General features: G+C 72.0%; 22 protein-coding genes. 2 read left to right on the plus strand and 20 right to left on the minus strand.

The window, feature by feature from the left end; translation table 11 throughout:
• Positions 1-124: 124 nt before the first annotated feature.
• On the minus strand, positions 125-706 hold the full coding sequence (locus R3E98_09385) for a thioredoxin family protein (protein ID MEZ4423611.1): 582 nt from the start codon (positions 704-706) through the stop codon (positions 125-127).
• Between the two features lie 133 nt (positions 707-839).
• On the opposite strand from R3E98_09385, the gene R3E98_09390 reads away from it, so the two are divergent.
• On the plus strand, positions 840-1,643 hold the full coding sequence (locus tag R3E98_09390; protein MEZ4423612.1) for a helical backbone metal receptor: 804 nt from the start codon (positions 840-842) through the stop codon (positions 1,641-1,643).
• Here R3E98_09390 and R3E98_09395 read toward each other — a convergent pair.
• The 5 genes from R3E98_09395 to R3E98_09415 are packed head-to-tail and all read right to left on the minus strand — an operon-like array spanning position 1,609 to position 7,395.
• On the minus strand, positions 1,609-2,835 hold the full coding sequence (locus R3E98_09395) for a lipocalin-like domain-containing protein (GenBank protein ID MEZ4423613.1): 1,227 nt from the start codon (positions 2,833-2,835) through the stop codon (positions 1,609-1,611). The two genes, R3E98_09390 and R3E98_09395, sit on opposite strands and share 35 nt — an antisense overlap.
• Positions 2,832-5,369, minus strand: a complete 2,538-nt coding sequence (locus tag R3E98_09400) for an ABC transporter permease (protein ID MEZ4423614.1) — start codon at positions 5,367-5,369, stop codon at positions 2,832-2,834. Before R3E98_09400 ends, R3E98_09395 begins: the two co-directional genes overlap by 4 nt.
• Before the next feature lie 24 nt (positions 5,370-5,393).
• Positions 5,394-6,059, minus strand: coding sequence for an ABC transporter ATP-binding protein (locus tag R3E98_09405; GenBank protein MEZ4423615.1), 666 nt, complete (start codon positions 6,057-6,059; stop codon positions 5,394-5,396).
• The gene (locus R3E98_09410) at positions 6,056-6,904 is read right to left on the minus strand and encodes an NAD-dependent protein deacetylase (GenBank protein MEZ4423616.1); all 849 of its coding nucleotides are present in this window, start codon (positions 6,902-6,904) and stop codon (positions 6,056-6,058) included. The genes R3E98_09405 and R3E98_09410 overlap by 4 nt, the downstream gene beginning before the upstream one ends.
• 8 nt (positions 6,905-6,912) lie before the next feature.
• Positions 6,913-7,395, minus strand: a complete 483-nt coding sequence (locus R3E98_09415; protein ID MEZ4423617.1) for a GreA/GreB family elongation factor — start codon at positions 7,393-7,395, stop codon at positions 6,913-6,915.
• Positions 7,396-7,575: 180 nt separating this feature from the next.
• Here R3E98_09415 and lysC point away from each other — a divergent pair, with 180 nt between their 5' ends.
• Complete coding sequence (lysC, locus tag R3E98_09420) at positions 7,576-8,922, plus strand: lysine-sensitive aspartokinase 3 (protein ID MEZ4423618.1); 1,347 nt, start codon at positions 7,576-7,578, stop codon at positions 8,920-8,922.
• A 91-nt stretch (positions 8,923-9,013) separates the two neighbouring features.
• Here lysC and R3E98_09425 read toward each other — a convergent pair whose 3' ends face one another.
• The 14 genes from R3E98_09425 to R3E98_09490 all read right to left on the minus strand — a co-directional run bounded on the left by R3E98_09425 (position 9,014) and on the right by R3E98_09490 (position 26,542).
• Positions 9,014-9,220: a cold-shock protein gene (locus R3E98_09425; GenBank protein MEZ4423619.1), complete on the minus strand. Its 207-nt coding sequence runs from the start codon at positions 9,218-9,220 to the stop codon at positions 9,014-9,016.
• Between the two features lie 260 nt (positions 9,221-9,480).
• Positions 9,481-10,032: a CAP domain-containing protein gene (locus tag R3E98_09430; protein MEZ4423620.1), complete on the minus strand. Its 552-nt coding sequence runs from the start codon at positions 10,030-10,032 to the stop codon at positions 9,481-9,483.
• Between the two features lie 98 nt (positions 10,033-10,130).
• A complete protein-coding gene (locus R3E98_09435; GenBank protein ID MEZ4423621.1) occupies positions 10,131-11,081 on the minus strand; it encodes a hypothetical protein in 951 nt (316 codons plus the stop codon).
• Between the two features lie 23 nt (positions 11,082-11,104).
• Entirely contained in the window at positions 11,105-12,052 is a 948-nt protein-coding gene (locus R3E98_09440; protein ID MEZ4423622.1) for a PPC domain-containing DNA-binding protein, read from the minus strand.
• A complete protein-coding gene (locus R3E98_09445) occupies positions 12,049-13,911 on the minus strand; it encodes a glycoside hydrolase family 15 protein (GenBank protein ID MEZ4423623.1) in 1,863 nt (620 codons plus the stop codon). Before R3E98_09445 ends, R3E98_09440 begins: the two co-directional genes overlap by 4 nt.
• A gap of 31 nt (positions 13,912-13,942) precedes the next feature.
• Positions 13,943-14,974, minus strand: coding sequence for an SDR family oxidoreductase (locus tag R3E98_09450; protein ID MEZ4423624.1), 1,032 nt, complete (start codon positions 14,972-14,974; stop codon positions 13,943-13,945).
• Positions 14,971-17,877 carry an FAD-binding and (Fe-S)-binding domain-containing protein gene (locus R3E98_09455; protein ID MEZ4423625.1) on the minus strand — a complete coding sequence of 969 codons (2,907 nt, stop codon included), beginning with the start codon at positions 17,875-17,877 and terminating at the stop codon, positions 14,971-14,973. Before R3E98_09455 ends, R3E98_09450 begins: the two co-directional genes overlap by 4 nt.
• Positions 17,878-17,951: 74 nt before the next feature.
• Positions 17,952-19,142, minus strand: a complete 1,191-nt coding sequence (locus R3E98_09460) for an enolase C-terminal domain-like protein (GenBank protein MEZ4423626.1) — start codon at positions 19,140-19,142, stop codon at positions 17,952-17,954.
• The gene (locus R3E98_09465; protein ID MEZ4423627.1) at positions 19,139-20,926 is read right to left on the minus strand and encodes a thiamine pyrophosphate-requiring protein; all 1,788 of its coding nucleotides are present in this window, start codon (positions 20,924-20,926) and stop codon (positions 19,139-19,141) included. The genes R3E98_09460 and R3E98_09465 overlap by 4 nt, the downstream gene beginning before the upstream one ends.
• A gap of 55 nt (positions 20,927-20,981) precedes the next feature.
• The gene (locus R3E98_09470) at positions 20,982-21,353 is read right to left on the minus strand and encodes a sensory rhodopsin transducer (GenBank protein ID MEZ4423628.1); all 372 of its coding nucleotides are present in this window, start codon (positions 21,351-21,353) and stop codon (positions 20,982-20,984) included.
• 262 nt (positions 21,354-21,615) lie between these two features.
• Complete coding sequence (locus R3E98_09475; GenBank protein MEZ4423629.1) at positions 21,616-22,560, minus strand: ring-cleaving dioxygenase; 945 nt, start codon at positions 22,558-22,560, stop codon at positions 21,616-21,618.
• Positions 22,557-23,789, minus strand: a complete 1,233-nt coding sequence (locus R3E98_09480) for a DUF3810 domain-containing protein (GenBank protein MEZ4423630.1) — start codon at positions 23,787-23,789, stop codon at positions 22,557-22,559. The genes R3E98_09475 and R3E98_09480 overlap by 4 nt, the downstream gene beginning before the upstream one ends.
• Before the next feature lie 55 nt (positions 23,790-23,844).
• The gene (locus R3E98_09485; GenBank protein MEZ4423631.1) at positions 23,845-25,551 is read right to left on the minus strand and encodes an aminotransferase class V-fold PLP-dependent enzyme; all 1,707 of its coding nucleotides are present in this window, start codon (positions 25,549-25,551) and stop codon (positions 23,845-23,847) included.
• Between the two features lie 193 nt (positions 25,552-25,744).
• Positions 25,745-26,542: an MOSC domain-containing protein gene (locus tag R3E98_09490; GenBank protein MEZ4423632.1), complete on the minus strand. Its 798-nt coding sequence runs from the start codon at positions 26,540-26,542 to the stop codon at positions 25,745-25,747.
• Positions 26,543-26,610: the final 68 nt, after the last annotated feature.

Raw genomic sequence — 26,610 nt, forward strand, 5'->3', positions numbered from 1 at the left:
CGTCTGTTCCGACGGCGTGGTGATCACGCCGGGTGGGGCAGTCAGAGGCGCCGTCGGTACAGCCGACGGCGCCTCGTTCGTTTCCGGGAGCCGGGCGGGATTCCGGCGGCCGGCCCGCGCACGCTCAGGCGCCGAACCAGGAGGGCGCCTCGCCGGGCTTCCACTTGATGTTGCACCCGAGGGCCGGGCGCTGGCGTTGGTCCGGGATCCGGCCCTCCAGGACGGCATCCGCGGCGATCCGGAGGTCGGCACCGGTCACCTCGACGTCCGACCCGGGGCGCGCATCATCGAACTGACCCCGGTAGACCAGACGCCGCTCGCGATCGAACAGGAAGAAGTCGGGCGTGCACGCCGCCTGATACGCCTTGGCCACCCGCTGCGTCTCGTCCACCAGGTAGGGGAACGGGAAGCCGTGGATGCGTGCCTCCTCGGCCATGCGCTCCGGCGCATCGGCGGGCACCGTGTCGGCATCGTTGCTGTTGATGGCCACGATGGCCAGACCACGCTCCCCGTATTCACGCGCGAAGCGCACGAATCCCTCGCGCACGTGCTTCACGAACGGGCAGTGGTTGCACCAGAACACGACGAGCAACCCGGGCGCGTCGGCGAAGTCCCGGTCGGAGACCTTCCGGCCCGACGGATCGGGGAGCACGAAGCTCGGGGCGACCGACCCGAGCGGAACCATCATGGAAGGCGTGCGAACCATCGAAGCACTCCGGTCTGAGGGGCCGGGCGCCGCACACGCCGGCACGGCCCTCCCCGGCCGGGGTAGGGACAGATCCTGTTGGCCTACCCGTCCGCGGCGGGCGGGTGCCGCGACCTGCTGAAGATCCGTGCCGATGCGCATCGTCTCCCTGGCCTGCTCCAACACCGAGATCCTGTGGGGTCTGGAGTGCCTCCACCACCTGGTGGGCGTCGACTCCAACTCGGACTTCCCGTCCGAGGTGCTGGACGGCCTGCCGCGCCTCGGCCAGGACCTCGAGATCGACATCGACGCGGTCGCCGCGCTCGAGCCCGACCTGGTGCTCGCCACGCTCACGGTGCCCGGCCACGAGACGGTGATCGAGGGGCTGGAGGCACGCGGGCTGCCGTTCGTGGCGCCCGCGCCGGAGTCGCTCGCGGACGTCTACACGGACATCCAGGCGCTCGCGGAGCGCCTGGGCGTGCCCGAGCGCGGCCGCGCGCTCGTACGGCGGATGCAGGCGGAGATCGGACCCGTCACGCCGCCCGCGGCGGACGCGCCGCGGATCCTCGTGCAGTGGTGGCCGAAGCCCGTGATCGCCCCGGGCCGTCAGAGCTGGACCACGGACGTCCTGCATGCCGCCGGCGGGCGAGGCCTCCTGGACGACGAGGACCTGAAGAGCCGCCCGATCCCGGACGACGAGGTCGCCGCGCTCGATCCCGACGCCATCGTGCTGTCGTGGTGCGGCGTCGAGCCGGCGAAGTACCGGCCCGACGTGGTCCGGAACAACCCCGTGTTCGCGGACGTCAAGGCCGTGCGCACCGGTCAGGTGCACTGCGTCCCCGAGGCCTTCCTGGGGCGTCCGGGTCCTCGTCTGGTGGACGGGGTGCGCGCGCTCCGCCACGTGGTGGCGCAGGCCCGCCCGCTCAGCGCTGCAGCGGACGGCCCGCGTACCCGGTGAGCTCGACGTAGCCCCGGCCGCTGCGGCCGGCGGCGTCCTCGACGGCCACGGCGCCCTCCCAGTAGCGGAAGGCGTGACGCAGCTCCTGGTCCGCGAGCAGCGGCCGGACCGTCACGTCCACGTCCGCGCTCGCGATGCGGATGCGCCAACCGGCGGGGTAGACCGCACCGTCCGGGCTCTCCCACCGCTCCAGCACGTCGAGGGTGACGTCCCCGGGCGCCACGGCGCGGCTGCCTCCGTCCGGTGCCACCAGCGTGCCGTCCACACGCGGGGGCCCGCCGCGCGCGCGGAGCTCGAAGAGCATGAGATCCCGCCCGTCCGGCAGGTGCAACGCGAACCAGTCCCACCCCTCCTGGTCGTCGGAGAGGACGCTCGTGCTCCATTCGCGGTCCATCCAGGCGACGCCGTCGACCGCGAGGAGACCCCGCGGCGTGCGGATGCGCCCGCGCACGGGCATGCGCGTGAAGCTGTAGTAGTAGGAGGCCTGTCCGGGCGCGTCGCCCTTGCGGCTGAGACCGTCCTCCCCCTGCAGCACGAGCGGACGGCCCTGCTCCAGGGTCAGGTCGATGTCGACGCTGTCGGTGGTCGCGCGCAGCGCGAGGGGGAAGACGCCGCCGGCGCCAGGCCCCGTCGCCTGCACCGAACTCAGGGTCCAATCGTCCAGCCACACGCGGAAGCGGGGGGTCGCCTCGGCGCCTGCGATCCCGGCGGCGCCGCGACCGAATCGCTCCCAGGACCGGAAGCGTCCGGCGGCCACGTCCGCCAGCGCCAGGTGCGCCATGTACGCCTGGCGCGTGGCCCACGGGGACGCACCGGGGATCTCGTCTCCACCCGGTGGCGCCAGCGCGGACCGGAACAGCGTGAACTGCAGACCCAGCTCCTCGCCGGCGTCCGTGCGCAGGTTGGCGGTGACATACCACCACTCCGTGCGGAAGTCCGGGTGCGGTCCGTGATCCTCGGGAAAGCGGAAGGGCCGAGGCTCGAGGGCTCGCTGGAAGCCCGAATCGGGCACGCCCGCGAGACTGGTGGCGGGATCGAGCCGCGGGGGTCCCTCGACCGGCGCGTCGGGCGCGCACGCCGTCAGCGTCACGAGCGCCACGCAGGCACCACGGGCCACGCGACCGCGCTGCGCCAGGCCGGCGCCGCGCGTTCGCCGACGCCCGTCCTCCCGATGCCCGGGAACGCTGCTCATTCGTTGCGCAGCGCGACGGCCGGTGAGGTGCGCCCCATGCGCCAGGCCGGCACGATGCCGGCCAGGAGCGCACCCACGAGGGACAGCACGACGGCCTGCACCAGCACGGACCACGGCACGTACGTCTGCAGGGTCCACCCGAACGAGCGCTTGTTGATGACGTCGATCATGATGCGCGCCAGCACCAGCCCGGCCGGGACGGCCAGCACACCGGCGACGAGCCCGACCAGCCCGGTCTCCAGCGTCACCAGGCCCCACAGCCCGCCGGGCGTGACGCCCTGGGCGCGCAGGACGGCGTGCTCGCGCGCCCGTTCGAGCTCGAGGGCCAGGAGCGCGCCCAGCACGCCGATGAAGGCCACGCCCAGCGCCAGGAGGCGCAGCACCGCGGTCACCGCGAACGTTCGGTCGAACACCTCCAGGGAGGCCGCGCGCAGCGTGCGATTGGAGCGCACGAGCGCCTCCTCGGCGCCGGGAAGCCCGCGCACGCGCTCCACGAGGGTCTCGGCGTCCACCGCGGCGTCCGCGAAGAGCCCGAGCGACGTCACGCGGCGGTCCGGCCAGAAGCGATCGAACGTCGTACGCGCCATCATCACCGTCCCGAGCTCGGATCCGTACTCGTAGAACACCCCGGCCAGCACAAAGGCCCGCAGACCGGACGGCGTCGGCAGGCGCACGGAGTCGCCGGGCGCCAGGCCATGCCGGTACGCGAACGGCTCGGAGACGATCACGGCGCCATCCTCACGGAACGCACGCAGGACGTCCGGTGCGTCGGCCGACAGGAAGCGGAACGCCCGTTCCCCGGGCGGCGCCAGATCGAGCGCGACGAGGCGGGTGAGCCCGTACGCGGACTCGAACTCGAGTCCGCGATAGGTGGAGAGCGCGGCCAGGCCCGGGAGCGCGCGCACGCCGTCCACGAACGCCGGCGGCAGCGCACCCTGCGCGCGCGACGCCAGCACAGACGGAGGGGAGATGTAGACGTCCGCCTGGAGCGTCTGATCCAGCCAGCGGGCCACGGTGTCGCGGAAGCTGGCGATCATGACGCCGAGGCCCACCGTGACCGACACCGCCACGACGAGCGCCGCGATGGCGGGACCCGTGCGGCTGAGCGCGCCGGTGACGCCGCCCGCGGCCAACCGGCCGAGGGGGCCCAACGCGGCCCCGAGCAGCGGACGCACGAGCGTGACCAGCATCGTGGCGCCCCAGGGAGCCACGAGCGCGAAGCCCATCACCACGAAGAAGAGCCCGCCGAAGCTGGGCAGCAGATCCCCCCAACGCGGCACCAGGAGCGCCGCACCCACCGCGAGGCACGCGCCACCGACCCAGGCGCCGCGCCGCACGAAGGAGCGCGCTCGGCTCTCCAGCTCCGAGCGCAACGTGGCGATGCGGGGCGGCGCCGAGACCGCCTCGCGCAGCGGCGGCAGCGCGGCCAGGACGGTGGCCCCGACGCCCAACACGGCCGCGCGCGCCAGCAGCGCCGGATCGACGCCCAGCCCCTGCGCGGTCACCACCAGGTAGAGGTCGTTGATGGTCTGGGTGACGAGCCGCACCAGGCCTCGTCCCAGCAGTGTGCCGAGCAGCAGTCCCAGGCCCGTGCCGACCGCCCCCAGCAGCACGGTCTCCACCAAGAGGAGCCGTCCCACCTCCGCGCGCGTGACGCCCAGCGCGCGCAGCATGCCCATGAGGTCGCGCCGCTGCACGACGGAGAACGTGAGCGTGTTGTAGATCAGGAACATCCCGAACAGCAGGGCCAGCAGGCTGAGCGCGGTGAGGTTCAGGTCGAACGCGCGTGTCATCTCCGCCAGGGTCTGCGCGCGCGCACCGGTCGTCCCCACGGTCGCATCCGGCGGGAGCACCGCGTCCAGGCGGGTACGCAGGAGCGCTTCGTCCGCCGGGGCCTCCGGCAGGATCAGGTCGATGCGCGTCAGACCCGTCTCCCCGAGCAGGGCCTGCGCGGTGGCGATGTCCACCACCAGCACGTCCCGGGTGCCCTCCTGCGCGAGCGCGCCGTCCGGCCGGAACGTCCGCACCACGGTCAGACTCGCCCGTCCGGTCGGGGTGTCCACCGCGAGCGGGTCGCCCACGCCCACCCCGGCCTCCGCCGCCGCGTCCTGCGAGAGCGCCACGGTCGTTCCCAGCAGCGGCCGCGTCGCTCCCCCGTCCACGGGGGCCGTGAAGCCGCGGAACGGGCCTTCGGAGAAGGGATCGATGCCGAGCAGCCGGAGCGGCCGACCCGGCAGCGCCGGGGCGCGCACGAAGCCTTCGACCAGCGGGGCCGCGCGCTCCGGCCCCACCGCCCGCCGCACCGCGGCGAAGACCGTATCGGGCAGCCCGCCGGCGCCCCCCGTGACCTGATGGGTGGTGCGGCCCGCCACGGTCTCGGTGGAGGTGCGGAACGCGGCGCGTGAGCTCTCGATGGCCAGGTCGATGGACAGCGTGACCGCCACCCCCAACGCGACGCCGAGCACGGCCAGCACGAGCTGCCCGGGATGACGCAGCAGCCAGCGGGCCCAGGCCCGGGTCAGGACGGAAGACATGTCAGGACGCTTCGGCGCGGCCGCTCAGCGCGAATGCAGCGCGCAGTCGCGCACCACGAGCACGCGGTCGGCGCGCGCGGCCAGCGTCTCCGAGTGCGTGACCGTGACGAGCGTCTTGCCCCGACCGTGCAGCAGACGCTCCATCAGGTCGAGGACGTGGCCGCCGGTCTCCGCGTCGAGGTTCCCGGTCGGCTCGTCCGCCAGGATCACGGGCGGATCGTGGGCCAGCGCCCGCGCGACCGCGACCCGCTGCCGCTCGCCGGTGGAGAGGCGGTCCGGGAAGGCGGAGCGGCGATCTCCGAGGCCGACGTCGTCCAGGATCGACAGCACGGCGTCGACGCGGTCCGGGCCCAGCCCGTTCAACTCCACCGGCAGACGCAGGTTCTCCTCCACCGTGAGCGTGGGCAGGAGGTTGAACGACTGGAACACGAACCCGATCTGACGCCTCCGGAACAGCGTGCGCTCCTTCTCCGGCAGATGGGTGAGCTCCACGCCCGCGACGCGCACCGTCCCCGCGTCCGGGCGATCGATCCCGCTGATGAGGTTGAGGACCGTGGTCTTCCCCGCTCCGCTCGGTCCCAGCAACGCCACCCATTCCCCGGACGCGATGTGGGCGCTGGCGTCCACCAGGACGGCGCGGACGCGGTCGCCTTCCTCGTAGCGCTTGCTGACGCCGTCCAGCTCGATCATGCGCCGAGCGCGCGCACGAGCGCGGGCAACGTCGTGCCGAGGGCGCCTTCCACCCGCAGCCGGGCCAGCGCGTCCCCGCGTGTGGGACCCAGCGTGGCGATGGCGACCGGCCGGCGCTCCTGGCTGGCGCGCAGGACGAAGCGGTAGCCCGAGAAGACGGTGAGGGAGGACCCCACGACCAGCAGCACCTCGCCTTCGCCATAGAGGTCCCACGCCTGTTCGACGCGGGGCTTGGGCACGTTCTCCCCGAAGAAGACCACGTCCGGCTTGAGGATCCCGCCACACGCCTCGCACGCGGGCACGCGTACGCCGGCGATGCGCCGGTCCGTGAGGTCGGCGTCGCCGTCCGGCGCGACGGGGGCGTCCGCGGCCCCCAGGTCGGGGTTCAGCTCCAGCAGCCGCGCTTGCATCCGGGCGCGCGGGCTCCGGGTCCCGCAGGCCAGGCACACCACGCCGTCCAGAGCGCCGTGCAGCTCGAGCACGCGTGTGCTGCCGGCGGCCTGATGGAGTCGGTCCACGTTCTGGGTGAGGATGCCGCGCACGTAGCCCGCGCGCTCGAGCGCCGCCAGGGCGGCGTGGCCCGCGTTGGGGCGGGCGTCCGCCACCCGGCGCCACCCCACGGCGCTGCGGGCCCAGTAGCGACGCCGTACCGCCTCGTGGCCGACGAACTCCTGGTAGGTCACCGGCGCGCGCCGGGGCTCGGGGCGGGGACTGCGGTAGTCGGGGATGCCCGACTCGGTGCTGATGCCGGCGCCGGAGAGCACGACGGTGGGCCGGCTGCGGATGAGGTCGGCAAGCGCCGCGACGTCCGCATCCACCGGGACGGTCCCGGAGAGGAACGCCACAGCCACCGCTACCCGGCCATGCCGAGCTGCTGCGGCAAGGTCACGACGTCCAGCACCTTGAAGATGCGGGTGCCCACCGGGAGCTGCACCGCGACCTCGTCCCCCGCGGCCGATCCGAGGAGACCCCGCCCGATCGGGGAAGCCATGGAGACCTGCCCTCCGTCGAGGTCCATGAAGTCGCTCGCCACGATGGTGAACGTCACCTCCTCCTCCATGACGGGATCCATCACGGTGACCCGCGATCCGAAGCCCACCCGGTCGTGCGGCATCTCCTTCACGTTGATCCGCGAGAGCTCGGCCATGCGCTGCGTCAGGTGGCCCAGCCGCGCCTGCACGAACTGCTGACGCTCCAGGGCGGACTTGTACTCGGCGTTCTCCCGCAGATCCCCCAGCTCCACCGCCTTCCGGATGCGCTCCGGCAGGTGCACGGTCAGCTCCTCGCTGAGCTGGGCGATCTCGCCCTCCAGCTTGTTCCGGATCTCTTCGAGCATGGGTAAGCCTCGGGCCTGGTGGCATGCAGGGAGACGGTCGGCGCCCGCCACGGACGGAGGGGGGCGTGGGCCCGGGAGCGCGGGTCTCCCGTGCTTCGGGAAGCTATCCTGAGGCCCCACGGGCGCCAAGGTCCGCCACCGGCTTGCCGCCTCGCGGGGGCACCACCACCTTGGGCGCCCGTGAGACCTCGCATCCTCAAGTTCGGCGGCACGTCCGTGGCCGACGCCGACCGGATGCGGCGGGTCGGCGCCCTGGTGCAGGCCGCCCTTCCCGCCGCCCCCGTGGTGGTCCTGTCCGCCACGGCGGGGACCACGAACAGCCTCCTCACCGCCGCAGAGGCGGCGGAGCGGGGCGACGTCGCCGGCGCGCTCCTGGACGTCCGGGCGCTGGGCGAACGGCATCGCACGCTCGCGCACGATCTGCTCGGCCCCTCGTCGACGCTGGACGCCGACATCGACGGCTTCGTGCACGAGATCGAGATGCTCGTGCGCGGGATCGGCTTGCTGCGCGAGCTGTCCCCCCGCAGCCGCGACGCCGTGGCGAGCTTCGGCGAGCGGCTGTCCACCCTGCTGCTGACGGCCCACCTGCGCGAAGAGGGCATCCTCACCACCCACGTCGACGCGCGTTCGGTGCTGCGCACGGACGACGGGTTCGGTGCGGCCCGCCCGGACCGGGAGGCGGTGGAGGGCCTGTGCGCAGAGCGCCTCCGGCCGCACGTGGGGGCCCAGCGGGCGGTGGTCACCGAAGGGTTCGTCGGCGCCACCGAGCAGGGGGTGACCACGACCTTGGGGCGAGGCGGCAGCGACTACACGGCCGCCCTCCTGGGAGAGGCGCTGGGCGCCGCCGAGGTCCAGATCTGGACCGACGTGGAGGGCGTCTACACGGCCGACCCGCGGATCGTCCCGGACGCGCGCCCCATCCCCGAGCTGTCCTTCGCGGAGGCGGCCGAGCTGGCCGCCTTCGGCGCCAAGGTGCTGCACCCCGCCACCATCCAGCCGGCGGTCGCGGCCGGGATTCCCGTCACCGTCCGCGACACCATGCGGCCGGAGGGGCGCTACACGTCCATCCAGGCGGAGGTCAGCACCGGTCGGTCCGTCACGGCCATCGCCAGCCGCACGGGCATCACGGTCATCACGGTGACGTCCTCGCGGATGCTCATGCAGTCGGGCTTCCTGGAGCGCCTGTTCGAGGTGTTCGGCCGGCACGCCGTGAACGTCGACCTGGTGGCCACCGCGGAGGTGAGCGTGTCGCTCACGGTGGACGGGTCCGTACCCTTGAAGGCCGTCCTGGCCGAGCTGGCCGAGTTCAGCCGCGTGAGTGTGGCCGAGCAGCGCGCCGTGGTGGCCGTGATCGGCGAGCGCCTGAAGGCCACGGCGGGCGTGGGTACGAAGATCTTCGGCGCCCTGTCCGACATCAACGTCGAGATGATCTCGATGGGCGCCAACGAGATCAACCTGTCGCTGGTCATCGCGGCCGCCGACGTGCCGAAGGCGGTGCGGGCGCTGCACGCCGCGCTGTTCGGATAACCTCCCGCAGGAGGATCACCCACCCGAAAACGCCGAAGGGCCGCCCCGCTGCGCGGGACGGCCCTCGGTTGCTATACGGCGGTGCCGCAGATCAGACGACGGAGACGTTCTCCGCAGCGGGGCCCTTGGTGCCGGCCACCACGTCGAACTCCACCTTCGCGCCCTCGGCCAGCGTCTTGAAGCCGCTACCCTGGATGGCGGAATGATGGACGAAGCAGTCCTTGCTGCCGTCCTCGGGCGTGATGAACCCGAAGCCCTTCTCGTCGTTGAACCACTTCACGGTGCCTCTGGTACGCATGTTCGCGCTCCATTGTGTTTTGTCCGGGTCGGAGCCACGATCACGCGTACTTGCCGACGACCTGACGATGCGCGGTCAACCCCGCGCTGTGTGTGGCCTCCCTGGCCACAAGACCGAGAGGCGGTGGTCTCCTTGATCGAGACCGCCGCCTCTTCAGAGCCGAGCCCGGTTGCGGGCTGTGCCGATATCTTCGCAGGGGCGCCGCATTCCGTCAAGGTGCGCCTGGACCATGCGCCCCGCCCGGGCCGCCGGGCCCGTCCTCAGGGGTGGCAGCCCCCGTCGGGGGCCTGTGGCGCTCCGGCCGTGGCGCCGAAGTTGAGGGTCCACCAGGTGCCGTAGCGCGACGCCGGAGCCATCTCGAAACCGAGGCCCACGTGTCGGGCTCCGGGCGCGAGGATGTTGCCTCGGTGGGGCGGGCTGTCCATCCAGGCGGCCACGACCGCCTCCGGCCCCGTCTGCCCGGCCGCGATGTTCTCCGCCACGTGGGTCCAGTCGTAGCCGGCAGCGCGCACCCGGGCCGACACGGTGGAGCCATCGGTCCCCGTGTGGCTGAAGTGGTCGTGGCCGGACATGTCGAGGGCGTGGCGCTCGGCGCTGGCCACCAGCCGCAGATCGACCGTCAACGGCTCCAGGCCCGCCTCGATCCGGGCTTCGTTGAGCAGACGGACGACCTCCTGGCCCTCGGTGGCGGGGCAGACCACAGCGTCGGGTCCGGTGAAGGGCAGGTCGCAGGCCGCGCCGACCCCCAGGCAGCACCCCGTGAGGCCCTGGAGCAGACGGCTCCAGCGGGAGGATCGGGACGAGGGACGCATCGGGACCTCCGGGATGGGGGGGCGTCCGCCACGCGGCGGCGAGGCCCGGCGCCCGCAAGCCGCGGACCCCGGTGCGCCCGCGCGACGTCGCGGCGACCCTACGCCCGGCTTCCGCGGTCGTGCGCCCGTCCGTCGGGACCCACCTCCTGCAGCGGCAGGGCCTGCACCAGGGCGGCCTGCTCGGCGGCGGTCCGCTTGACGCGCCCCCCACCCTCATGGGTCTCGTGGAAGCGCCCTTCCAGCCACGCATCGTGCCCGGACAACGCGGGCAGGCTCGCAGGGCGGAGGTCCCGGCGCACAAAGAACGCGTTGAGGCCCGCGCTGCCGCACCCGACCAGGTCGTATCCCTTGCGGGCGCCCAACCGCTCCAGCGCCGTCAGGGACGCCCCGTAGTACAGCAGCGACGGATGCGCGCGCCGTCGATCGAAGTCGGGATCGTAGGGCACGGTCACCGACGCGTCGCGCCCGAAGCGGAAGTTGTACTCCACGATCACGATCGCGGGCGACACGCACTCGATGGCGTCCCAGATCCAATAGTCCATCCCATCGACGTCGATCGATAGCAGACCGATCGGGCCTTCGGCACCGTGGGTGGACAGGGCCTCATCCACGTTGTCGCGCGTCAACCAGGCCTGCACGGCCGTCAGGTCGTGAAGCCAGTGGATCCGGCTGCGCCGGATGCGATCGATCGCGTGTGCGTCCGAATCGAGCACGAGGCCGGACCAGTTGGCGTCCGTGAGCAGGAAGCGGGTGTTGGCCTCGTGGTAGGCCTCGACGCCGAACTCCACGAAGAACGGGCGCTCGATGGGCACCACCCGGGTGAGGTGCCGCACGATCCCGTCTTCGCCCCATTGGGAGAACACGCGGAACTCCCGCTCCTGCAGCGGCGAGCCGTCGCCGTCGTCCATCTGTCGACCTTCGATGCGTCCCAGCGCCTCCTGGACGCGCTCGATGCGCCGCTCCATCTGTTCGAGCGCACGCTGGACCCGCCCGAACTCCGCCGTCACGGCGTGGGGCAGCAGGAGGCGCTCCTTCAGTCGACCGAACATGCTGCGCATTCCGCCCATGCCGGTCAGGGCCGCAGCAGGGTGAGACCGGTCTCCGGATCCGGCCTGCGGTGCAGCGTACCGGCGCCCTCGTCCAGGAACAGCTCCAGGGTCGGGCGCACGGTCCCGCGCACGAGGTGGCCGGTCAGGGCGGAGCCGTCGTGACGTCCGAGCACGGCGTGTGCGTGCACGGCGACCCCATCCTCGTCGACACCCACGTCTCCGATCAGGGAGGTCACCTCCACCTGCTCCTCCACGGGAATGTCTCGATACTCCTTCCGCTCCCAGTCGAAGTACGCGAGCGTGGCCGTGCGGAACGCGCCGAGCGCCGTGAAGCGTGCCGACTGCACGCCCGCTCGATCGGCGAATCCGCGCACCTGTTCGACGACCTCTTCGCCGGTCTCGCAGACCAACGCCCAACGGCGGGCACCCCCTTCCCTGCTCAGCTCGAACACGTGCACGGTCGGACTCCTCTCCAGGGCCCCCGCGGCGCGCGCGTGGACCGGGTGATAGGAAGCGCCCAGGATCCCCCCGTACAGGAGGTGGGCGACGAGCGCCACGAGCGGCGTGCGCCGCCCGTAGTTGAGGGCCAGGAAGCCGGGCGGCTGCAACCAACGCGTGGTCGTGGGCCCGTGCTCCGGCGTGGCCATGTTGGGATGCAGGCTGGCGATCACGCCCATGCCCACCGTGAGCACGATCCCGACGTGGACGGCCCCGCCGAGCACGCCCATCCACCAGGCGGCCCGGCCCAGGCTCTCGAACGCGAGCGCGTACACGGCGGCGAACGCCCACCCGCTGAGCAGGTGGACCGCGAGGCCGATCAGGGTGGCGCGCTGGCGATCCATGGTGAAGCCGGCGCCGAGCAGGAACGGCAGGCTCATCCGACTCCAGCCCAGCCCCTGCGCGGCGAACATGGTGCCGGTCAGGACCAGGGTGGCGAGGCCTCCCCACAGGGCCACGTCGAGGACGTTCATGCCGCCTCTTCGGTCGTAGGCGCCTCCTGCGACGGACGCGTGCGATGCTGCCGACCCAGCCCTTCCAGGGTCAGCGCGGCGTTGATGAGGCCCAGGTGCGTGAACGCCTGTGGGAAGTTGCCGAGGAAGGCTCCGCTGGCGGCGTCGATCTCCTCGCTGTAGAGCCCGAGGTCGTTGGCGCGATCCACCATGTCCTGGAACCGTCGTCGCGCTCCCTCGATATCCCCACCGAGCGCCTGCACCTCCACCGCCCAGAAGTTGACGAGCCCGAACGCACCCTCCACGCCGGGCAACTGGTCGAAGTCCCGCTCGTAGCGCGCCAGCAGGCCGTCGCGCGTGAGGTGTTCGAGCACGAAGTCGAACGTGCGCTTGACCCGGGGGTGATCCGCCTCCAGGAATCCGGACAGCGGCAGACGCAGCAGCGCGGAATCCACCCCTGCCCCGTCGAAGGTCGCGACGTAGACGCCCCGCTCGCTGTCGTAGCCCCGCGCCTCGATGCGCTCGCGGATGGCACGCGCCGTCTCGCGGAACCGCTCCGTCGGCACGTCGACGGCGCCCCGTTCCTGCAGCTCGAGCAGCCGCTCCAGCGCGATGGCGCACATCACCTTCGAATAGGTGTTGTGGCGGCGGCCGTGCCGCACCTCCCACATCCCCTCGTCGGGCTCGTGCCAGCGCTTCATCACGGTACGGCCCAGGTCGGCCAGGAACGCGCCTTCGGCCGAATCGAGCTTCCCGCCCTGCGTGACGTACTCGTAGGCGGCCGCGACCACCTCGCCGTACACATCCAGCTGCAGCTGGCCGTGGGCGCCGTTCCCCACCCGCACGGGCCGCGAACCGCGGTAGCCCTCCAGGTGCTCCAGGCTGCCTTCGCGGAGCCGGGTCGCCCCATGCAGGTCGTACAGCGCCTGCACACCAGGGCGCGTGCGTCGCGTCACGTAGATGAGCCAATCGAAGAACGCCGCGGCCTCCGTATGGAATCCGAGCCCGAACAGGGCCCGCAGCGTCCAGGAGGCGTCCCGCAACCAGCAATAGCGATAGTCCCAGTTGCGGACGCCACCCAGGCTTTCGGGCAGCGACGTCGTGGGCGCGGCCACCACGGCGCCAGACGGCGCGTACGTCATCAACTTGAGCGTGATCGCGCTGCGCAGCACCACCTCGCCCCATGCTCCACCGTACGTGCAGCTGGACGTCCACTCCCGCCACCAGGCGTCGGTCAAGGCCTGGAGCTCGTCCAGCGCGGACCCCAGGGGCAGGAGGATGGCCGGCTCGCCGTTCGTGTAGGTCAACGAGAAGTCGCGCGTCTCTCCCGCGTCGAGCACCGTCGTGCCCCAGGCTGCCCGGCCTCCGCGAATCACCTGCAGCGTCATGTCGGTGACAAGCACGAGTGCCTCGGCGCCCGATTGGCACCAGTACCCGAGGCGCCCCCGATCCTCGACCGGTGGGTCGCTGCGGGCGTAGTCGGGCCGAGGGTCGAACTCCACCTCCAGCTCCACGCGGCCGGCCAGGCACTCCACCCGCCGCACGACCTGGTGATGGGGCCAGGGACGCCGTCGCTTCTCCACCTCGTCGGTGACGGGCATGAAGTCCGTCAGCCGCAGCGCACCGTCGGGACCGCGGAACGTGGTCTCCAGGACGGGCGTGGGACCCACGTAGCGACGCTCGCTGGTCCATTCGTGCCCGGCCGGCCCGATGCGGAACCGACCACCGTGCTCCAGGTCGAGCAGCGCCCCGAAGACGAACGGGCTGTCGAAGCGCGGCACGCACAGCCAGTCGAGCGAGCCGTTGCTGCCCACCAGCGCAGCCGTCCGGCAGTTCCCGATGATCCCGTACTCCTCGATGGGGAGGAAGTCGTCGATCATCGCAGCGGTCGCGGGGTTCGCCGGGTGCGGATCACGACCCGCGGCCGCGCGCGCGCAACGCCAGCCACCCCAGCCCACCCAGCACGGCGGCGCCGGTCAGCCAACGCCGCCGCTCCGTGGCTTCCAGCGCGGGGCTCCACCCGCGCGCACGCGCGTCGAAGCGCCCGTGCGCGCCATGATCGCCGGCCACCGGCTCGAACAGGTTGCTCGGCCGCTCCTCGTCGAGCGGTTGGTCGGTCTGCTGTCCCTCCCAGGCGGCGTGCGCCAGATAGCTGTCGAGCACGCCGGGAATGACCTTCTGACCCAGGACCGACTTCCAGGTCGGCAGACCCACGAACAGCTCGCGCCGACGGTGTTCGGCGGCGAAGACGATGGCGTCCGCGGCAACCTCGGGCTCGAAGATGGGCGGCACCGGCTGCGGGCTGCGCGGCAGCTTGGCCTTGCACCAGTCGAACTGTGGGGTGTTGAGGGCGGGGAGTTGCACCATGGTGAGATGGATCTGGCTGCCCTCGTGGATGAGCTCGCTGCGGAGCGAGTCGGTGAAGCCTCGGATCGCGTGCTTGGCGCCGCAGTAGGGTGCCTGCAACGGGATCGAACGGTACGCCAGGGCCGAACCCACCTGCACGATCGTCCCGCGGTCGCGGGGACGCATGCGCCGCAGCGCCGCCATCGTTCCCCACACGGTTCCGAGGTACGTGACGCGGGTGGCCCGCTCGTACTCGGCGGCCGAGATCTCCACCAGGGGCGCGAAGACGGTCGTCATGGCGTTGTTCACCCAGACGTCGACGGGCCCCAGCTCCTCTTCGATCTGGGTGGCGGCCGCCTCGACGGCGTCCGCGTCCGCGACATCGGTGGGCACCGTGCACCCGCGCTGGCCTGCCGCCTCGATCTCGCGCGCGGTGCCCGCCAGCCCTTCGACGCCACGCGCGAGCACGCCCACGTCGTACCCGCGGGCGGCGAGCGCTCGCACGGTCGCGCGGCCCACACCGGCCGTCCCGCCGGTCACCACCGCCACGGGTGTGCGGCCGCTGCTTCCATCCATCGTGTCGGGTTCGTCTCTCATGATGTGCTCCGTGTCTCGGCCGGCGTGCGCGGGACCGCCGCCTCCCGGGCGTCCGCCAGTGCATCCCGGAGGACCTCCGCCAGGTTGAGCGCACGCACGCCCGTATTCTGCGCGATCATCTCCCGGCAGCTGAACCCCTCGGTCACCACCCGCACACCGTCGGCGCGGTCGCGTACCGCGGGGAGCAGCACGCGCTCTCCACACGCCTGGGCCACGTCGTAGTGACCGGCTTCGAAGCCGAACGGCCCCGCCATCCCGCAGCACCCGCTGTCGGGGACCTGCACGCGCGCACCCATGCGCTCGAGCACCGCGCGATCGGCGTCGAAGTCCAGCACCGCCTTCTGGTGGCAGTGCCCGTGCAGGAGCACGGGCCCCGGGCTCGCCGGAAGGACCGGATCCGGAAGGCGCTCCTGCACCAGCTCCGACAGGAGATAGGTCTGCCCGGCCAGACGCTGGGCGCGCGGGTCGTCCGGGAAGAGGTTGGGCAGCTCGTCGCGGAAGGCCGCCACGCAGCTGGGCTCGATCCCCACGATGGGGACGCCCGACCGGATGGGCTCGTCCAGCACCTCCAGCGTCTCGCGCCAGAGGGCGCGCGCGCGGTCGATCCAACCGAAATCGTAGAGCGGTCGACCACAGCAGAGCGGACGGTCCGGAAGCTCCACCTGGAACCCCAGCCCCTGGAGCGCCTCCACACCCGCGACCGCGGTCTCCGCGTGGAAGTACGCGTTGAAGGTGTCGGGCCAGAAGATCACCCGTCCGTGCGGAGCCGCCCCCGGGTCGCGCGGACCGTCTCCCCGCAGACGCCGGGCGAGCTCCGTGCGGTGGAAGTCGGGGTGGCTGAGCGGCGGCAGATCCCGGGCCGGCGCGATGCCACCCACACGCTTCAGGACCGCGGCCAGGGGCCGCGTGCGCAGGACCCAGTTGGCCAGCGGAGCCACCGGAGCGCCGAGCCGCGCCCACGTCCGGATGCGTCCCATGGCCCAGGCGTGGCGGGGACGCATCCTGCCCTCGTAGTAGTGGGCCGCGAACTCCGACTTGTAGGTGGCCATGTCCACGCCGACCGGGCAGTCGCCCCGGCAACCCTTGCAGGCCAGGCAGAGGTCGAGCGCCTCCTTGACGGCCTCGCTCTTCCACCCGTCACGGATCACGTCGCCCTCGAGCATCTCATACAGCAGACGGGCCCGTCCGCGTGTGGAGTGCTGTTCCTCGCCCGTCACCATGTACGAGGGGCACATGGTGCCGCCGCCATGGCGACGACACTTCCCGACGCCCACGCAACGCAGCGCCACGCCCTGGAAGGACCCACCCTCGCGACGGTAGCCGTAGTGGGTGGGGGGATCGGAAGGCCGCCACTGGAGACGCAGGTGCGCATCGGGGGGGTCGGCATCGATCACCTTGCCCGGGTTCATCCGCCAGTCCGGGTCCCAGATGGTCTTGAACCGGCGGAACGCCTCCAGGATGCGGGGCCCGAACATGCGCTCGAGCAGGGCACCGCGGGCCTGGCCGTCCCCGTGCTCGCCCGAGAGCGAGCCGCCATATCGCACCACCAGGTCGGCCGCCTCCGGGAGGAAGCGGGCGAAGCGCGCCACCCCGTCGGCCTCGGCCAGGTCGAAGCTGATGCGTGTGTGGAGCAACCCGTGCCCGAAGTGCCCGTAGAAGGCGCCCTCGTAACCGTACCGGTCCAGCAGCTCCCGGAACTCGCGAAGGTAGTCCCCGAGATCCGCAGGTCGCACGGCGGAGTCCTCCCATCCCGGCCACGTATCCCGCTGCCCGGGCACGAACGCCGTGGCTCCGAGCCCGGACTCGCGCACCTCCCACATGGCGTGCTGGTCCTCCGGGCGCTCGAGCACGCGCACGTCCGCGGCGCCCTCGGAGCGACGCAGCCGCTCGGCCTCGCGGCGGGCGCTCCCCAGCGCGTCCTCGCGGGTGTCGCCTCCGAACTCCACGAGCAGGAAGCCGTCGCCGTCGGGCAGCAGATGCAGGTCCTGCGTGTGGAGCTGCTTGCGCTCCATGGCGTCGATCAGGCGGCGGTCGAGCCCTTCCAGGGCCACCGGTCGGCTCTCCATCACCGAAGGAACCTGGTCGGCCGCCGCGTAGACGTCGGGGTACCCCGCCACGACCAGCACCCGCGCACCCGGCTCCGGGATCAGGTGCAGCTCTGCCTCCAGCACGAGGACGCACGTGCTCTCGGAGCCGACGAGCGCCCGCGCCACGTGGAAGCCGTTCTCGGGGAGCAGGTCGTCGAGGTTGTAGCCGGAGACGCGTCGTGGGATGTCGGGATAGCGGGCACGGATCTCGTCCCCCATCTCGTCCCTGAGGTCGCGCAGTTGGCGATAGATGTCCGCGCGGCGGCCTCCGGCCTGCAGGATCGCCTCCAGCTCGTCGTCCGGTGTACGCCCGGTCCAGAAGCGCACCCCGTCCGGGGTCAGCACCTCCAGGCGGTGCACGTTGTCGGACGTGCGCGGACCGGTGTGCCACTGTGCGTGCACGGAGTGGATGCCGCACGAGTTGTTGCCGATCATGCCCCCGATCGCACAATGATCGTGCGTGGCCGGGTCGGGCCCGAAGGTGAGGCCGTGCTTCCGGGCGGCCGCGCGCAGCGTATCGAGCACGCACCCCGGCTGGACCCGCGCGAGTCGATGATCCACGTCGATCTCGAGCACGCGGTTCATGTAGCGGCTGAAGTCGAGGACGACGGCGTGGTTGCAGCATTGGCCAGCCAGGCTGGTCCCGCCGCCCCGCCCCAGCAGCGGCACGCCCGCCTCCCGGCACAGGGCCACCGTCGCTTCCACGTCCGCCTTGCTGCGGGGCTTGACCACGCCGATCGGAGGCTGGCGGTAGTTCGACGCATCGGTGGCGTACAGCGCCCGGTGCTTGTCGTCGAACCCGACGTCACCCTCCACGGCCTCCGCGAGCCGGCGAGCGAGCGTGGCGACCGGGTCGCCTCTCGGGGTCCCCCTGCGCGGTGCGGTGCCGATCATGAGGCGCGCCCCACCGGCACACGCCACCGCTCGACGTCGCTCTCCCGCAGCGTGAGACCGTTCCCCGGACGATCCAGCGCAGGCTCGAGGCGCCCCCTCCGTACCTCCGGCACCCCGTCGAATGCAAGCTGCTCGAAGCGCACGTGGTCCTGGAAGTACTCGACGTGCAGGGCGCCCGGCGTCGCGCAGCACAGCGGCGCGTGCAGCGCCGGCGCGGTGTGCGCCGAGACCGGCACCCCGCGGCCCAGCGCGAGCGCGGCCGCGCGCAGGAACGGTGTGAAGCCCCCGATGCGCGTCGCATCCAGCTGCAGGACGTCCACGGCACACGCGTCGAGCAACAGCCGGGTCGCGGGCAGATCGCTCGCGTACTCGCCGGCCGCCACGTCCATGCCCGGCGGCAGCCGGTCGCGCAGCAGACGGAGGCCGTCCACATCGTCGGACGGGACCGGCTCCTCGAACCAACGGACGTCGGCCTCGTCGGCGAAGCGGTACCCGAGCGCCAACGCCTCCTTCCGCCCGTACGCGCCGTTGGCGTCCACGAACAGGTCGATGCGCTCGTCCAGCGCCTCGCGGGCCGTACGGACCCGGGCGGGATCGGCGGACGGGTCCCGCCCCACCTTCATCTTGGCCGCGGCGAAGCCCTGATCCGACCAGCGCTCCATCTGGCTCGCGAGCTCGCGGGGGGTGGCGGAGGTGAAGCCGCCGCTGGCGTACGCCGGGATGCTCTCGCGCAGCAGACCCAGGGCTTGTGCCAGCGGGATGTCGAGGAGTCGCGCGTGCAGATCCCAGAGAGCCGAGTCCACGGCGGCCATCGCCATCGACACCAGGCCCGGCCGCAGCAGGTTGCGCACGCAATGATGCATCGCCTCCCACGCTTGCGCGGGAGCCAGGGCCGAGCGGCCGATCACCTCATTGGCCAGCACGTCCTGCACGACGACCGCCGCAGCGCGGTGGGCGTAGGTGTAGCCCAGCCCCTCCTGCCCGCCCGCGCGCGCACGCACGAGGACCAGCGTCGTCGAATCCCACACCAACGTCCCATCCGACTCGGGGCCCTCGCGCGTGGGCAGGCGGTAGGCCCGCACGTCGATTCCGTCGATCCGCGGACCGGACCGCGTCCCGACCGTCTCGCGAGCGTCGACGCCGGGGTCCCGCCCCACCCGCGCCTCCTCCATCACCGTCGGGCTCACCGGCTCGGCAGGACGGCGCTGAGCATGTCCTTGGCCGTCTGCAGGATCACGCCGCCGGCGCGCGGATCGCCCTTGACCATCGACATGGCGAACTTGCGCGCCTGCTCGATCGTGATGTGAGGGGGCAACGGGGGCACGTTCGGATCCGTGAGCACGTCCAGGACGACCGGCCGATCCGCGCCCAACGCCCGATCCCATGCCGGCCCCACCTCGTCCGGGTGCTCCACGCGGATGCCCTGGAGCCCAAGCTGCCGGGCATACTCCGCGTAGTTGAAGGCAGGCACGTCCTGGCTGGCCTCGAACTCCGGATCGCCGACCATCACGCGCTGCTCCCACGTGACCTGGTTGAGGTCCTGGTTGTTCAGCACGAGCACGATCACGCGCGGGTCGTCCCACTCCTCCCAGTACTTGGCGATGGTGATCAACCCGTTGAGCCCCACCATCTGCATGGCGCCGTCCCCGACCATGGCGATCGCCGGCCGCGTGGGATGGGCGAACTTGGCGGCGATGACGTACGGGACACCCGGACCCATCGTGGCCAGGTTGCCGGAGAGGGACGCCATCATGGTGGGCTCGACCCGGAGGTCGCGCATGTACCAGTTGGCCGCCGAGCCCGAGTCCGCCGCGAGGATGACATCGTGCGGCAGTCGCGGCGACAACTCCCAGAAGACGCGCTGCGGATTGATGGGATCGGCGGAGCGCCGCGCGCGCTGTTCCAGCAGCTCCCACCAGTCGGCCACCTCTTCCTCGATCTGCTCCTGCCAGGAGCGGTCGCTGCGCGCCTCCAGGAGCGGAAGCAGCGCCCCCAGCGTCTCGGCGCTGTCGCCGACGAGGTTCACCTCCATCGGATAGCGGATGGACAGTTGGCGCGGTGCCAGGTCGATCTGCACGCCGCGCGCGCTCCCTTCGGGCGGCAGGAACTCCGAATACGGGAAGCTGCTGCCCACCATCAGGAGGGTGTCGCACTCCGTCATGAGCGTCCAACTGGGCTTGGTGCCCAGCAGGCCGATGCCCCCGGTCACCCAGGGCAACCGATCGGAGACGACCGCCTTCCCGAGCATGGCCTTCGCCACCCCGGCTCCGAGGCGCTCCGCGACCGCGATCACCTGCTCGGTGGCATGCAGGGCGCCCGCACCCACGAGCATGGCCACGCGCTCGCCTTCGTTGAGCACCGCGGCCGCACGCTCGAGCTCCGACTGCCGGGGCACCACCCGAGGCGCCGTGTAGCCGATCCCCGAGTGGACGGTCCCGTGCGCGCGCTCCGGGCGCTCCACCGCGTCCATCTCCTGGATGTCTGCCGGGACGATGATGCAGGTCACGGTGCGCTCGCTCAGCGCGATACGGATGGCGCGGTCCACCAGGTGCCGCATCTGCGCCGGGGTCGAGCACATCTGCACGTACGAAGACGCGACGTCCTTGTACAGGGAGATGAGATCCACCTCCTGCTGATAGCTGCCGCCCAGAGCCGCGCGCTGCTGCTGTCCGACGATCGCGACGACCGGCTGATGATCGAGCTTGGCGTCGTACAGGCCGTTCAGGAGATGGATGGCGCCCGGCCCCGACGTGGCGAGACACACGCCCACCTCCCCGGTGAACTTGGCATGCGCGCAGGCCATGAAGGCGGCCAGCTCCTCGTGGCGGCTCTGCACGAAGTCGATGCGGCCTTCCTTGCGGCGCAGCGCGCCCATGATCCCGTTGATGCCGTCTCCCGGGTACCCGAAGATGCGGTCGACATCCCAGGCCAGGAGGCGATCGATCATGAAGTCGGCGACGGTCTGGCTCATGGTGGATGCCTGCGTTGGAGTCTCGGGACGTCGGGAGGTGCGGCCTGGGACGGGATCAAGGAATCGCCCACGCCATCGTGCTCAGCAGCGCATTGGCGTCCTGCCGTGAGTCGAGACGGGTGTGCTGGACCACGATCGGGACGTCGGAGACGAGGACGCTGGCGTAGTCGGTGGCCAGCGGGATCGGCTCTGGATCGGTCAGATCGTTGAAGCGCAGGTGCAGGGTGCGCCGCGCGGGTACGTGGACCGTGTAGGGGCCGGCGGGCTCACGATCTGCGAAGTAGACGGTGATCTCGACGTGGGCGTCGTCGTCTCCGGCATTGAGCAGGCACGCCGTCTCGTGGCTGGTCATCTCGGGCGTCGGCCCCGTGCTCGCTGCGGGGATGTACCCCTCCGCGATCGCCCAGCGCCGTGCCCCGACCGTCATGCCCACTCCTCTGCATCTCCGTGCGCGTCGAAAACGAGGAGTCGAGCAAGCGACATGCCGATGGCGGCGGCCGCGCACCACGACATCGTCGCCCGCGCCGGGGGAGGAGTGGGGCCGCGGGCAGGCGGGAACGCCACGCGCCTCGTGCACGCGAAATGGGCCTGAAACACGATGGCCGCGGAGGAGGCACTCGCACCCATCGGTCGAAGGTCGAGGAACGGCCGGCCCTGCCTGCGACGGCGAACCGCTGCTCCGGAAACGACTACGACACCGGCATCTCGATGGGCGGCAGCACGGCCTCGATACGGGGACGGTCGTCTTCCAACCACGGTGGCAACACCAGCGTCTCGCCGAGCCGTTCGGTGTCCTCGTCCACCCCGAAGCCGGGGCCGTCCGTGGCGATCTCGAAGATCGTCCCGCCAGGCTCCTGGAAGTAGACGGAACGGAACCAGAACCGGTCGATGACCGGCGTGGGCTGCAGGCCTTCGCGCAGCAGGGCCTGGCGCACGGCCGCCTGGGCCGGGTCGTCCGGGACGCGCCAGGCCACGTGGTGGATGCTCCCCCGTCCGAGTCGCGCCGGAGGCGCGTCCGCGTCCTCGCGCACGTCGATCAGGGTGCCGGACCCACCGTCGCCGGCCGCGAAGCGGACCCATCCGTCCTCGTGACCCACCTCGACCAGGCCCAGCACGTCCGTCAGCACCGCACGCGTCGGCGCGGCATCGCGCACGCGGACGCGCACGGCGTGCAGACCGCGCACCTGCTCGGCCGTGTCCACCGGGCCGCGGGCCCACGGAACGAAGTCCCGTGCGTCGTCACTCTCCACCAGGACGACCGGGAGCCCGTCCGGATCGGCGAAGGAGAGGGCACGTTCCCCGAAGCGATCCTCCTCTCCGAGGCCGCTCGCGCCCGCGCGCTCCAGACGCGCGCGCCAGGCACCGCGCGTGTCCGGCGGGATGGCCAGCGCCACCTCCGCGATCTCCGCCGAGCCGCGTCGGGGCGGAGCGATGTGGAGCCAGGGGAAGAACGTGAGGTCCGTGCCCGGCGTGCCCACACCATCCGCGTAGAAGAGATGGTAGGTGCCGGGATCGTCCTGATTGACGCTGCGCTTGACCAGGCGCATGCCCAGACGACCGACGTAGAAGTCGAGGTTGGGCTGCGGCCGTGAGGCCATGGCCGTGACGTGATGGATGCCGGTGACGGCGCTCATGCGGAGCCTCCTCGGGTTCCGGGGCCAGGGGAGCCGGACGTGGAGTCTAGCAGGTCTGTCGAGGCAGCCTCCGCGGGTCCGGCCGGCGACGGCACCGCTTCGCCGGACCGTCGGGCCAGCTCGATGAGCAACCGCACGCTCAGCGCATAGCTCGCCACGCCGCCCGGCACCCCGTGCGCACGCAGATAGCGATCGTTGACCGCCGTGCCGACGCGGGTGCCCACGCCGCGGAACCGGTCCCAGAACGCGCCCAGGTCGGCGAGGTCGCGGCGGACGCCTGGAAGTCGTCCCGCCTCGAGCGCCCGCGCTGCCTCGCGATCGCTGCGCGCGAGCGCCGCCGTGAGCTGGCGGCTGGCGAAGACCGCGGCCGAGTAGCGCGCCAGGGGATCGGGCGCCAGCGCTGCCGCCACGAAGCCCAGGAAGCTCGCCTCCGCCTCGTTGGCCACACCTCGTTGATGGGCCTTCTCGTGCGCGATGCTGTGCGCGGCGCTGACCGCCGGCAGGTCACGGATCACGTTGGCCTCGGCCGTGAAGGGGAAGTAGATGCCGGCGATCCCCAGACGGGCCAGCACCCCGCTGCTCCATGGGCGCTTCGCACGACCGTAGACGTCCGCGACGTGGGCATCCAGCGCGAGGCGGCCGGCCGCCTCCGCCCACCCGGCCGTGAGCGCTTCCTCGAGCGCATCCGGTCGGGCCGGCATGGCCGTGGGACGCCCCGCATCCTCGGTGCCGTGCAGGCGCAGGTAGGCGGAGTCGGAGGCCGCGACGGCCGCGGCCGCGAGGCGCGCGAGCTCCTCCGCCTCCACCCCCGACCATTCCGGCCAGCCCGACCGCTCCAGGAAGGGCGCGCGCGCGTAGTTGAACCCCCACAGGACATAGAACAGCGTGGCCAGCACACCCGCGTGCAGCAGGACACGGCGGACGCCTGCCCCCAACGCCGCCCGGAAGGATCGCCGACGGCGAAGGACCTGGAGGCTCGCGTGCACCAGCAGCGTGACCAGCCCGACCAGGTAGATCGAGGCCAGCAGCTCGCCCACCGCGAAGGGCAGCACGCCGGTCAGCCGCGAGAGCGGGCGCGTCAGCAGAGGACCGAGCCCGTTGGCGTAGACCGCCTCGGTGAACCCCGGCCAGCGCGCCAGCCCCAGGGAGGCCGCATACGACAGGCCACCGAGGGCCGCCCAGACCAGCGCGGGGCGCCAGGCCCCGGCGCCCGCTTGCGAGCCCGTCACCCCCGCGGGTCTCCCATGGCACCGCTCTCCGGCCTGGCGCGCGCGCGCTGCACGCTCACGCCGGGGACGCCTGCGCCGCCTCCTCGGGCAGCGGGAACCAACGCAGCGCCTCGAAGTCGGCCGTGCGCTCTCCCCGCACGCGACCGGGCCCGGATCCGGGCTCGGCCGCCGCCAGCAGCCGCCGCGCGTCGTCCAGGTACCCGGGCAGGCGATCCTCCGTCTCGATGCGGCGGTGCTGCGGGTAGAGGAAGCCCTCCGCGGTGAGGCGCAGGTCGTGCAGGCTGAGGGGAGGCTCGACCACGCCTCCGGCATGCCGCCACAGGCCCGTCGCGATCTCGAAATCGTAGTGGTCCAGCAGGCGCCATCCGTCGCGCGCGACCAGGTCCACCGCGTCCAGCAGGAACGCGAAGGTCTCCTCCGAGACGAAGTAGTTGAAGTTCACGCGCACCCAACCGGGCTTGATGCCCTCACAGCCCCGGCCGATCTCGCGCTCGAACTCGTGCGAGGTGTCCAGATCGATGCCGAGCAACCGATGCCCGTACGGACCGGCGCAGGAGCAGCCACCGCGCGACTGGATGCCGAAGAGGTCGTTGAGGAGCGCCACGACATAGTTGTGGTGCAGATAGCGCTCACCGCACCGGATCACGAAGGACACGATCGAGAGCCGCTCGGCCTCGCAGCTGCCCAGGATCTGGATGGCCGGATTGGCCCTCCAGCGCCCGATCGCGCGGCGGATGAAGGACTCCTCGCGCTCGCGGATCGTGTCCACGCCGACCGTCTCCTTGACCAGGAAGACCAGGCCGGCCCGGATCGAGCCCACGATATCGGGAGTGCCGCCTTCCTCGCGATGCTCGCCGTCGGCGAGGTAGCGGTGCTCCTGCGGATTCACGTACCAGACGGTCCCTCCGCCGGGAACCACCGGTACGGTGTTGGTGAGCAGCGCCTTGCGCACGATCAGGATGCCGGGGGTGCCCGGCCCTCCGATCAGCTTGTGGGGCGACAGGAAGATCGCGTCCTTGAAGGCGAGGTGCCCGTCCTCCCGCTCGGGCTGCGGTCCCATGTCGACCCGAACGTAGGGCGCGGCCGCCGCGAAATCCCAGAAGGAGAGGGCGCCGTGACGGTGCAGCAGCGTGGCCACGGCGAAGGTGTTGGACACGATGCCCGTCACGTTGGACGCCGCGGAGAAGCTGCCGATCTTCAGCGGTCGGTCGGCGTAGCGCTCGAGCTGCTCCTCCAGGTGCACCAGGTCGATGCCGCCCTGCAGGTCCTCGTGGATCTCCACGACGTCGGCGATCGACTCCCGCCAGGGCAGCTCGTTGGAGTGGTGTTCGTACGGCCCGATGAACACGACCGGTCGTTCTTCCGCCGGGATGCGTTCGGACAGGCCGTAGCGGCGGTCCAGGTCGTGGGGGATGCGCAGGTTCAGGATGCCGATCAGGCGGTCGACGGCGCCCGTGCTGCCCGTGCCGCAGAAGATCACCGCGTGCTCGTCGGTGGCGCCGAGACAACGCCGCACGATGGCGCGCGCGTCCTCGCGGAAGCGCGTGGTCTGGAGCCCGGTGCCCGAGCTCTCCGTGTGCGTGTTGGCGTACAGCGGCAGGACCGCGTCGCGGATCAGATCCTCCACGAAGCTCAAGGAGCGTCCCGAGGCGGTGTAGTCGGCGTAGGTCACGCGCCGCGGCCCGAAGGGACCGAGCACGGCCTCGTCGCACCCGATGACGGAGCGGCGGAGCAGATCCAGGATGTCGTGGGCGTCGCCCATGGTGTCCCTGTGCGGCTACGGGAGAGGGTCGGGCACCCCGCGCTCGGGATGGCTGCCCTCCCATCATAGGCAGGCGCGGCCGGTGGGGGCAGTCCGTCGAAGGTCGGGGCGGATCCGCCGCGCCTCGGGGCGGTGGAGGGAAGGGTGGGCCTCCGCCGCGTGGGATGACCCGCCCGGAGGTCGTGACGCCGCCCTACTCCACCACCTCGACGGGGTCCCCGACCCGCACGGTTCCCAGGCGGCGGGGAATGGCGTTCTGGCCGAACAGCACGCCGCGGTCGGAGCGGCGGAACGTCGCGAGCGTGCGCAGGGGCTCTCCGTCCGGGTGGACCTCCCCGGTCTCGGGATCCACCGTGGTGAGCACGCAGCGTGCGCACGGTTTGACCAGGGCCAGCTCCGTCTCCCCCACGCGGATGTGGCGCCAACCGTCCTCGGCGAAGGCCGTGGCGCCGTCCACGACCAGGTTCGGACGGAAGCGCGTCATGGCCAGCGGCTCCGGCAGGCGCGCGTTGAGCGCCTCCAGCGAGGCCGTGGTGGTGACCAGCACGGGGAAGCCGTCGGCGAACCCCACGGTGTCCGATGGACGCGCGTAGGTCGGATCCACGGTCCGAGGGGCCTCGGGATCGAGCCGCACCAGACGGCACGGGAAGCCGAGCGTGTCGCTGAGCCAGCGATCCGCCTCCCCGCCGGCGGCCCGCGCACGGACGTCGTCTCCCCAGATGCGGACCGGCACGGCCTCCGCGTCGGCCGACGGCGGCGGGACGTGCAGCACCGTTCCTCCCGGCGTCGACAGCTCCAGATCCTCCCCCTCCACCCGCGCCGCCACCTGCGTCAGCCGCGGGTGCTCGCGGCCGGTGAGGAACGCCCCATCGGGTCGGACGACCATCCACGTGCGGTCCCCGGCGAAGCCGCGCTCCGTGAGCGCAGCCCGGTCCAGCGCGACACGGCGGCCGGACTTCAGCGGATGGAGGTAGAGCGCCGACACGTGCATCGCGGCTGCGGATCCTCGAGACGGGAAGAAGGGCCGTGTCCGGTCGGCCGCTCCAACCCCGGAGCGCC

Source organism: Gemmatimonadota bacterium (assembly GCA_041390125.1).
In the GTDB taxonomy this organism is placed as follows: domain Bacteria; phylum Gemmatimonadota; class Gemmatimonadetes; order Longimicrobiales; family Gaopeijiaceae; genus JAGQIF01.

Excerpts from the sequence above, each read along its gene's own strand:
- R3E98_09385 (MEZ4423611.1), bottom strand. The coding sequence starts at position 706 with ATGGTTCGCACGCCTTCCATGATGGTTCCGCTCGGGTCGGTCGCCCCG.
- R3E98_09390 (MEZ4423612.1), top strand. The coding sequence starts at position 840 with ATGCGCATCGTCTCCCTGGCCTGCTCCAACACCGAGATCCTGTGGGGT.
- R3E98_09395 (MEZ4423613.1), bottom strand. The coding sequence starts at position 2,835 with ATGAGCAGCGTTCCCGGGCATCGGGAGGACGGGCGTCGGCGAACGCGC.
- R3E98_09400 (MEZ4423614.1), bottom strand. The coding sequence starts at position 5,369 with ATGTCTTCCGTCCTGACCCGGGCCTGGGCCCGCTGGCTGCTGCGTCAT.
- R3E98_09405 (MEZ4423615.1), bottom strand. The coding sequence starts at position 6,059 with ATGATCGAGCTGGACGGCGTCAGCAAGCGCTACGAGGAAGGCGACCGC.
- R3E98_09415 (MEZ4423617.1), bottom strand. The coding sequence starts at position 7,395 with ATGCTCGAAGAGATCCGGAACAAGCTGGAGGGCGAGATCGCCCAGCTC.
- R3E98_09425 (MEZ4423619.1), bottom strand. The coding sequence starts at position 9,220 with ATGCGTACCAGAGGCACCGTGAAGTGGTTCAACGACGAGAAGGGCTTC.
- R3E98_09430 (MEZ4423620.1), bottom strand. The coding sequence starts at position 10,032 with ATGCGTCCCTCGTCCCGATCCTCCCGCTGGAGCCGTCTGCTCCAGGGC.
- R3E98_09435 (MEZ4423621.1), bottom strand. The coding sequence starts at position 11,081 with ATGTTCGGTCGACTGAAGGAGCGCCTCCTGCTGCCCCACGCCGTGACG.
- R3E98_09440 (MEZ4423622.1), bottom strand. The coding sequence starts at position 12,052 with ATGAACGTCCTCGACGTGGCCCTGTGGGGAGGCCTCGCCACCCTGGTC.
- R3E98_09445 (MEZ4423623.1), bottom strand. The coding sequence starts at position 13,911 with ATGATCGACGACTTCCTCCCCATCGAGGAGTACGGGATCATCGGGAAC.
- R3E98_09450 (MEZ4423624.1), bottom strand. The coding sequence starts at position 14,974 with ATGAGAGACGAACCCGACACGATGGATGGAAGCAGCGGCCGCACACCC.
- R3E98_09465 (MEZ4423627.1), bottom strand. The coding sequence starts at position 20,926 with ATGAGCCAGACCGTCGCCGACTTCATGATCGATCGCCTCCTGGCCTGG.
- R3E98_09470 (MEZ4423628.1), bottom strand. The coding sequence starts at position 21,353 with ATGACGGTCGGGGCACGGCGCTGGGCGATCGCGGAGGGGTACATCCCC.
- R3E98_09475 (MEZ4423629.1), bottom strand. The coding sequence starts at position 22,560 with ATGAGCGCCGTCACCGGCATCCATCACGTCACGGCCATGGCCTCACGG.
- R3E98_09485 (MEZ4423631.1), bottom strand. The coding sequence starts at position 25,551 with ATGGGCGACGCCCACGACATCCTGGATCTGCTCCGCCGCTCCGTCATC.
- R3E98_09490 (MEZ4423632.1), bottom strand. The coding sequence starts at position 26,542 with ATGCACGTGTCGGCGCTCTACCTCCATCCGCTGAAGTCCGGCCGCCGT.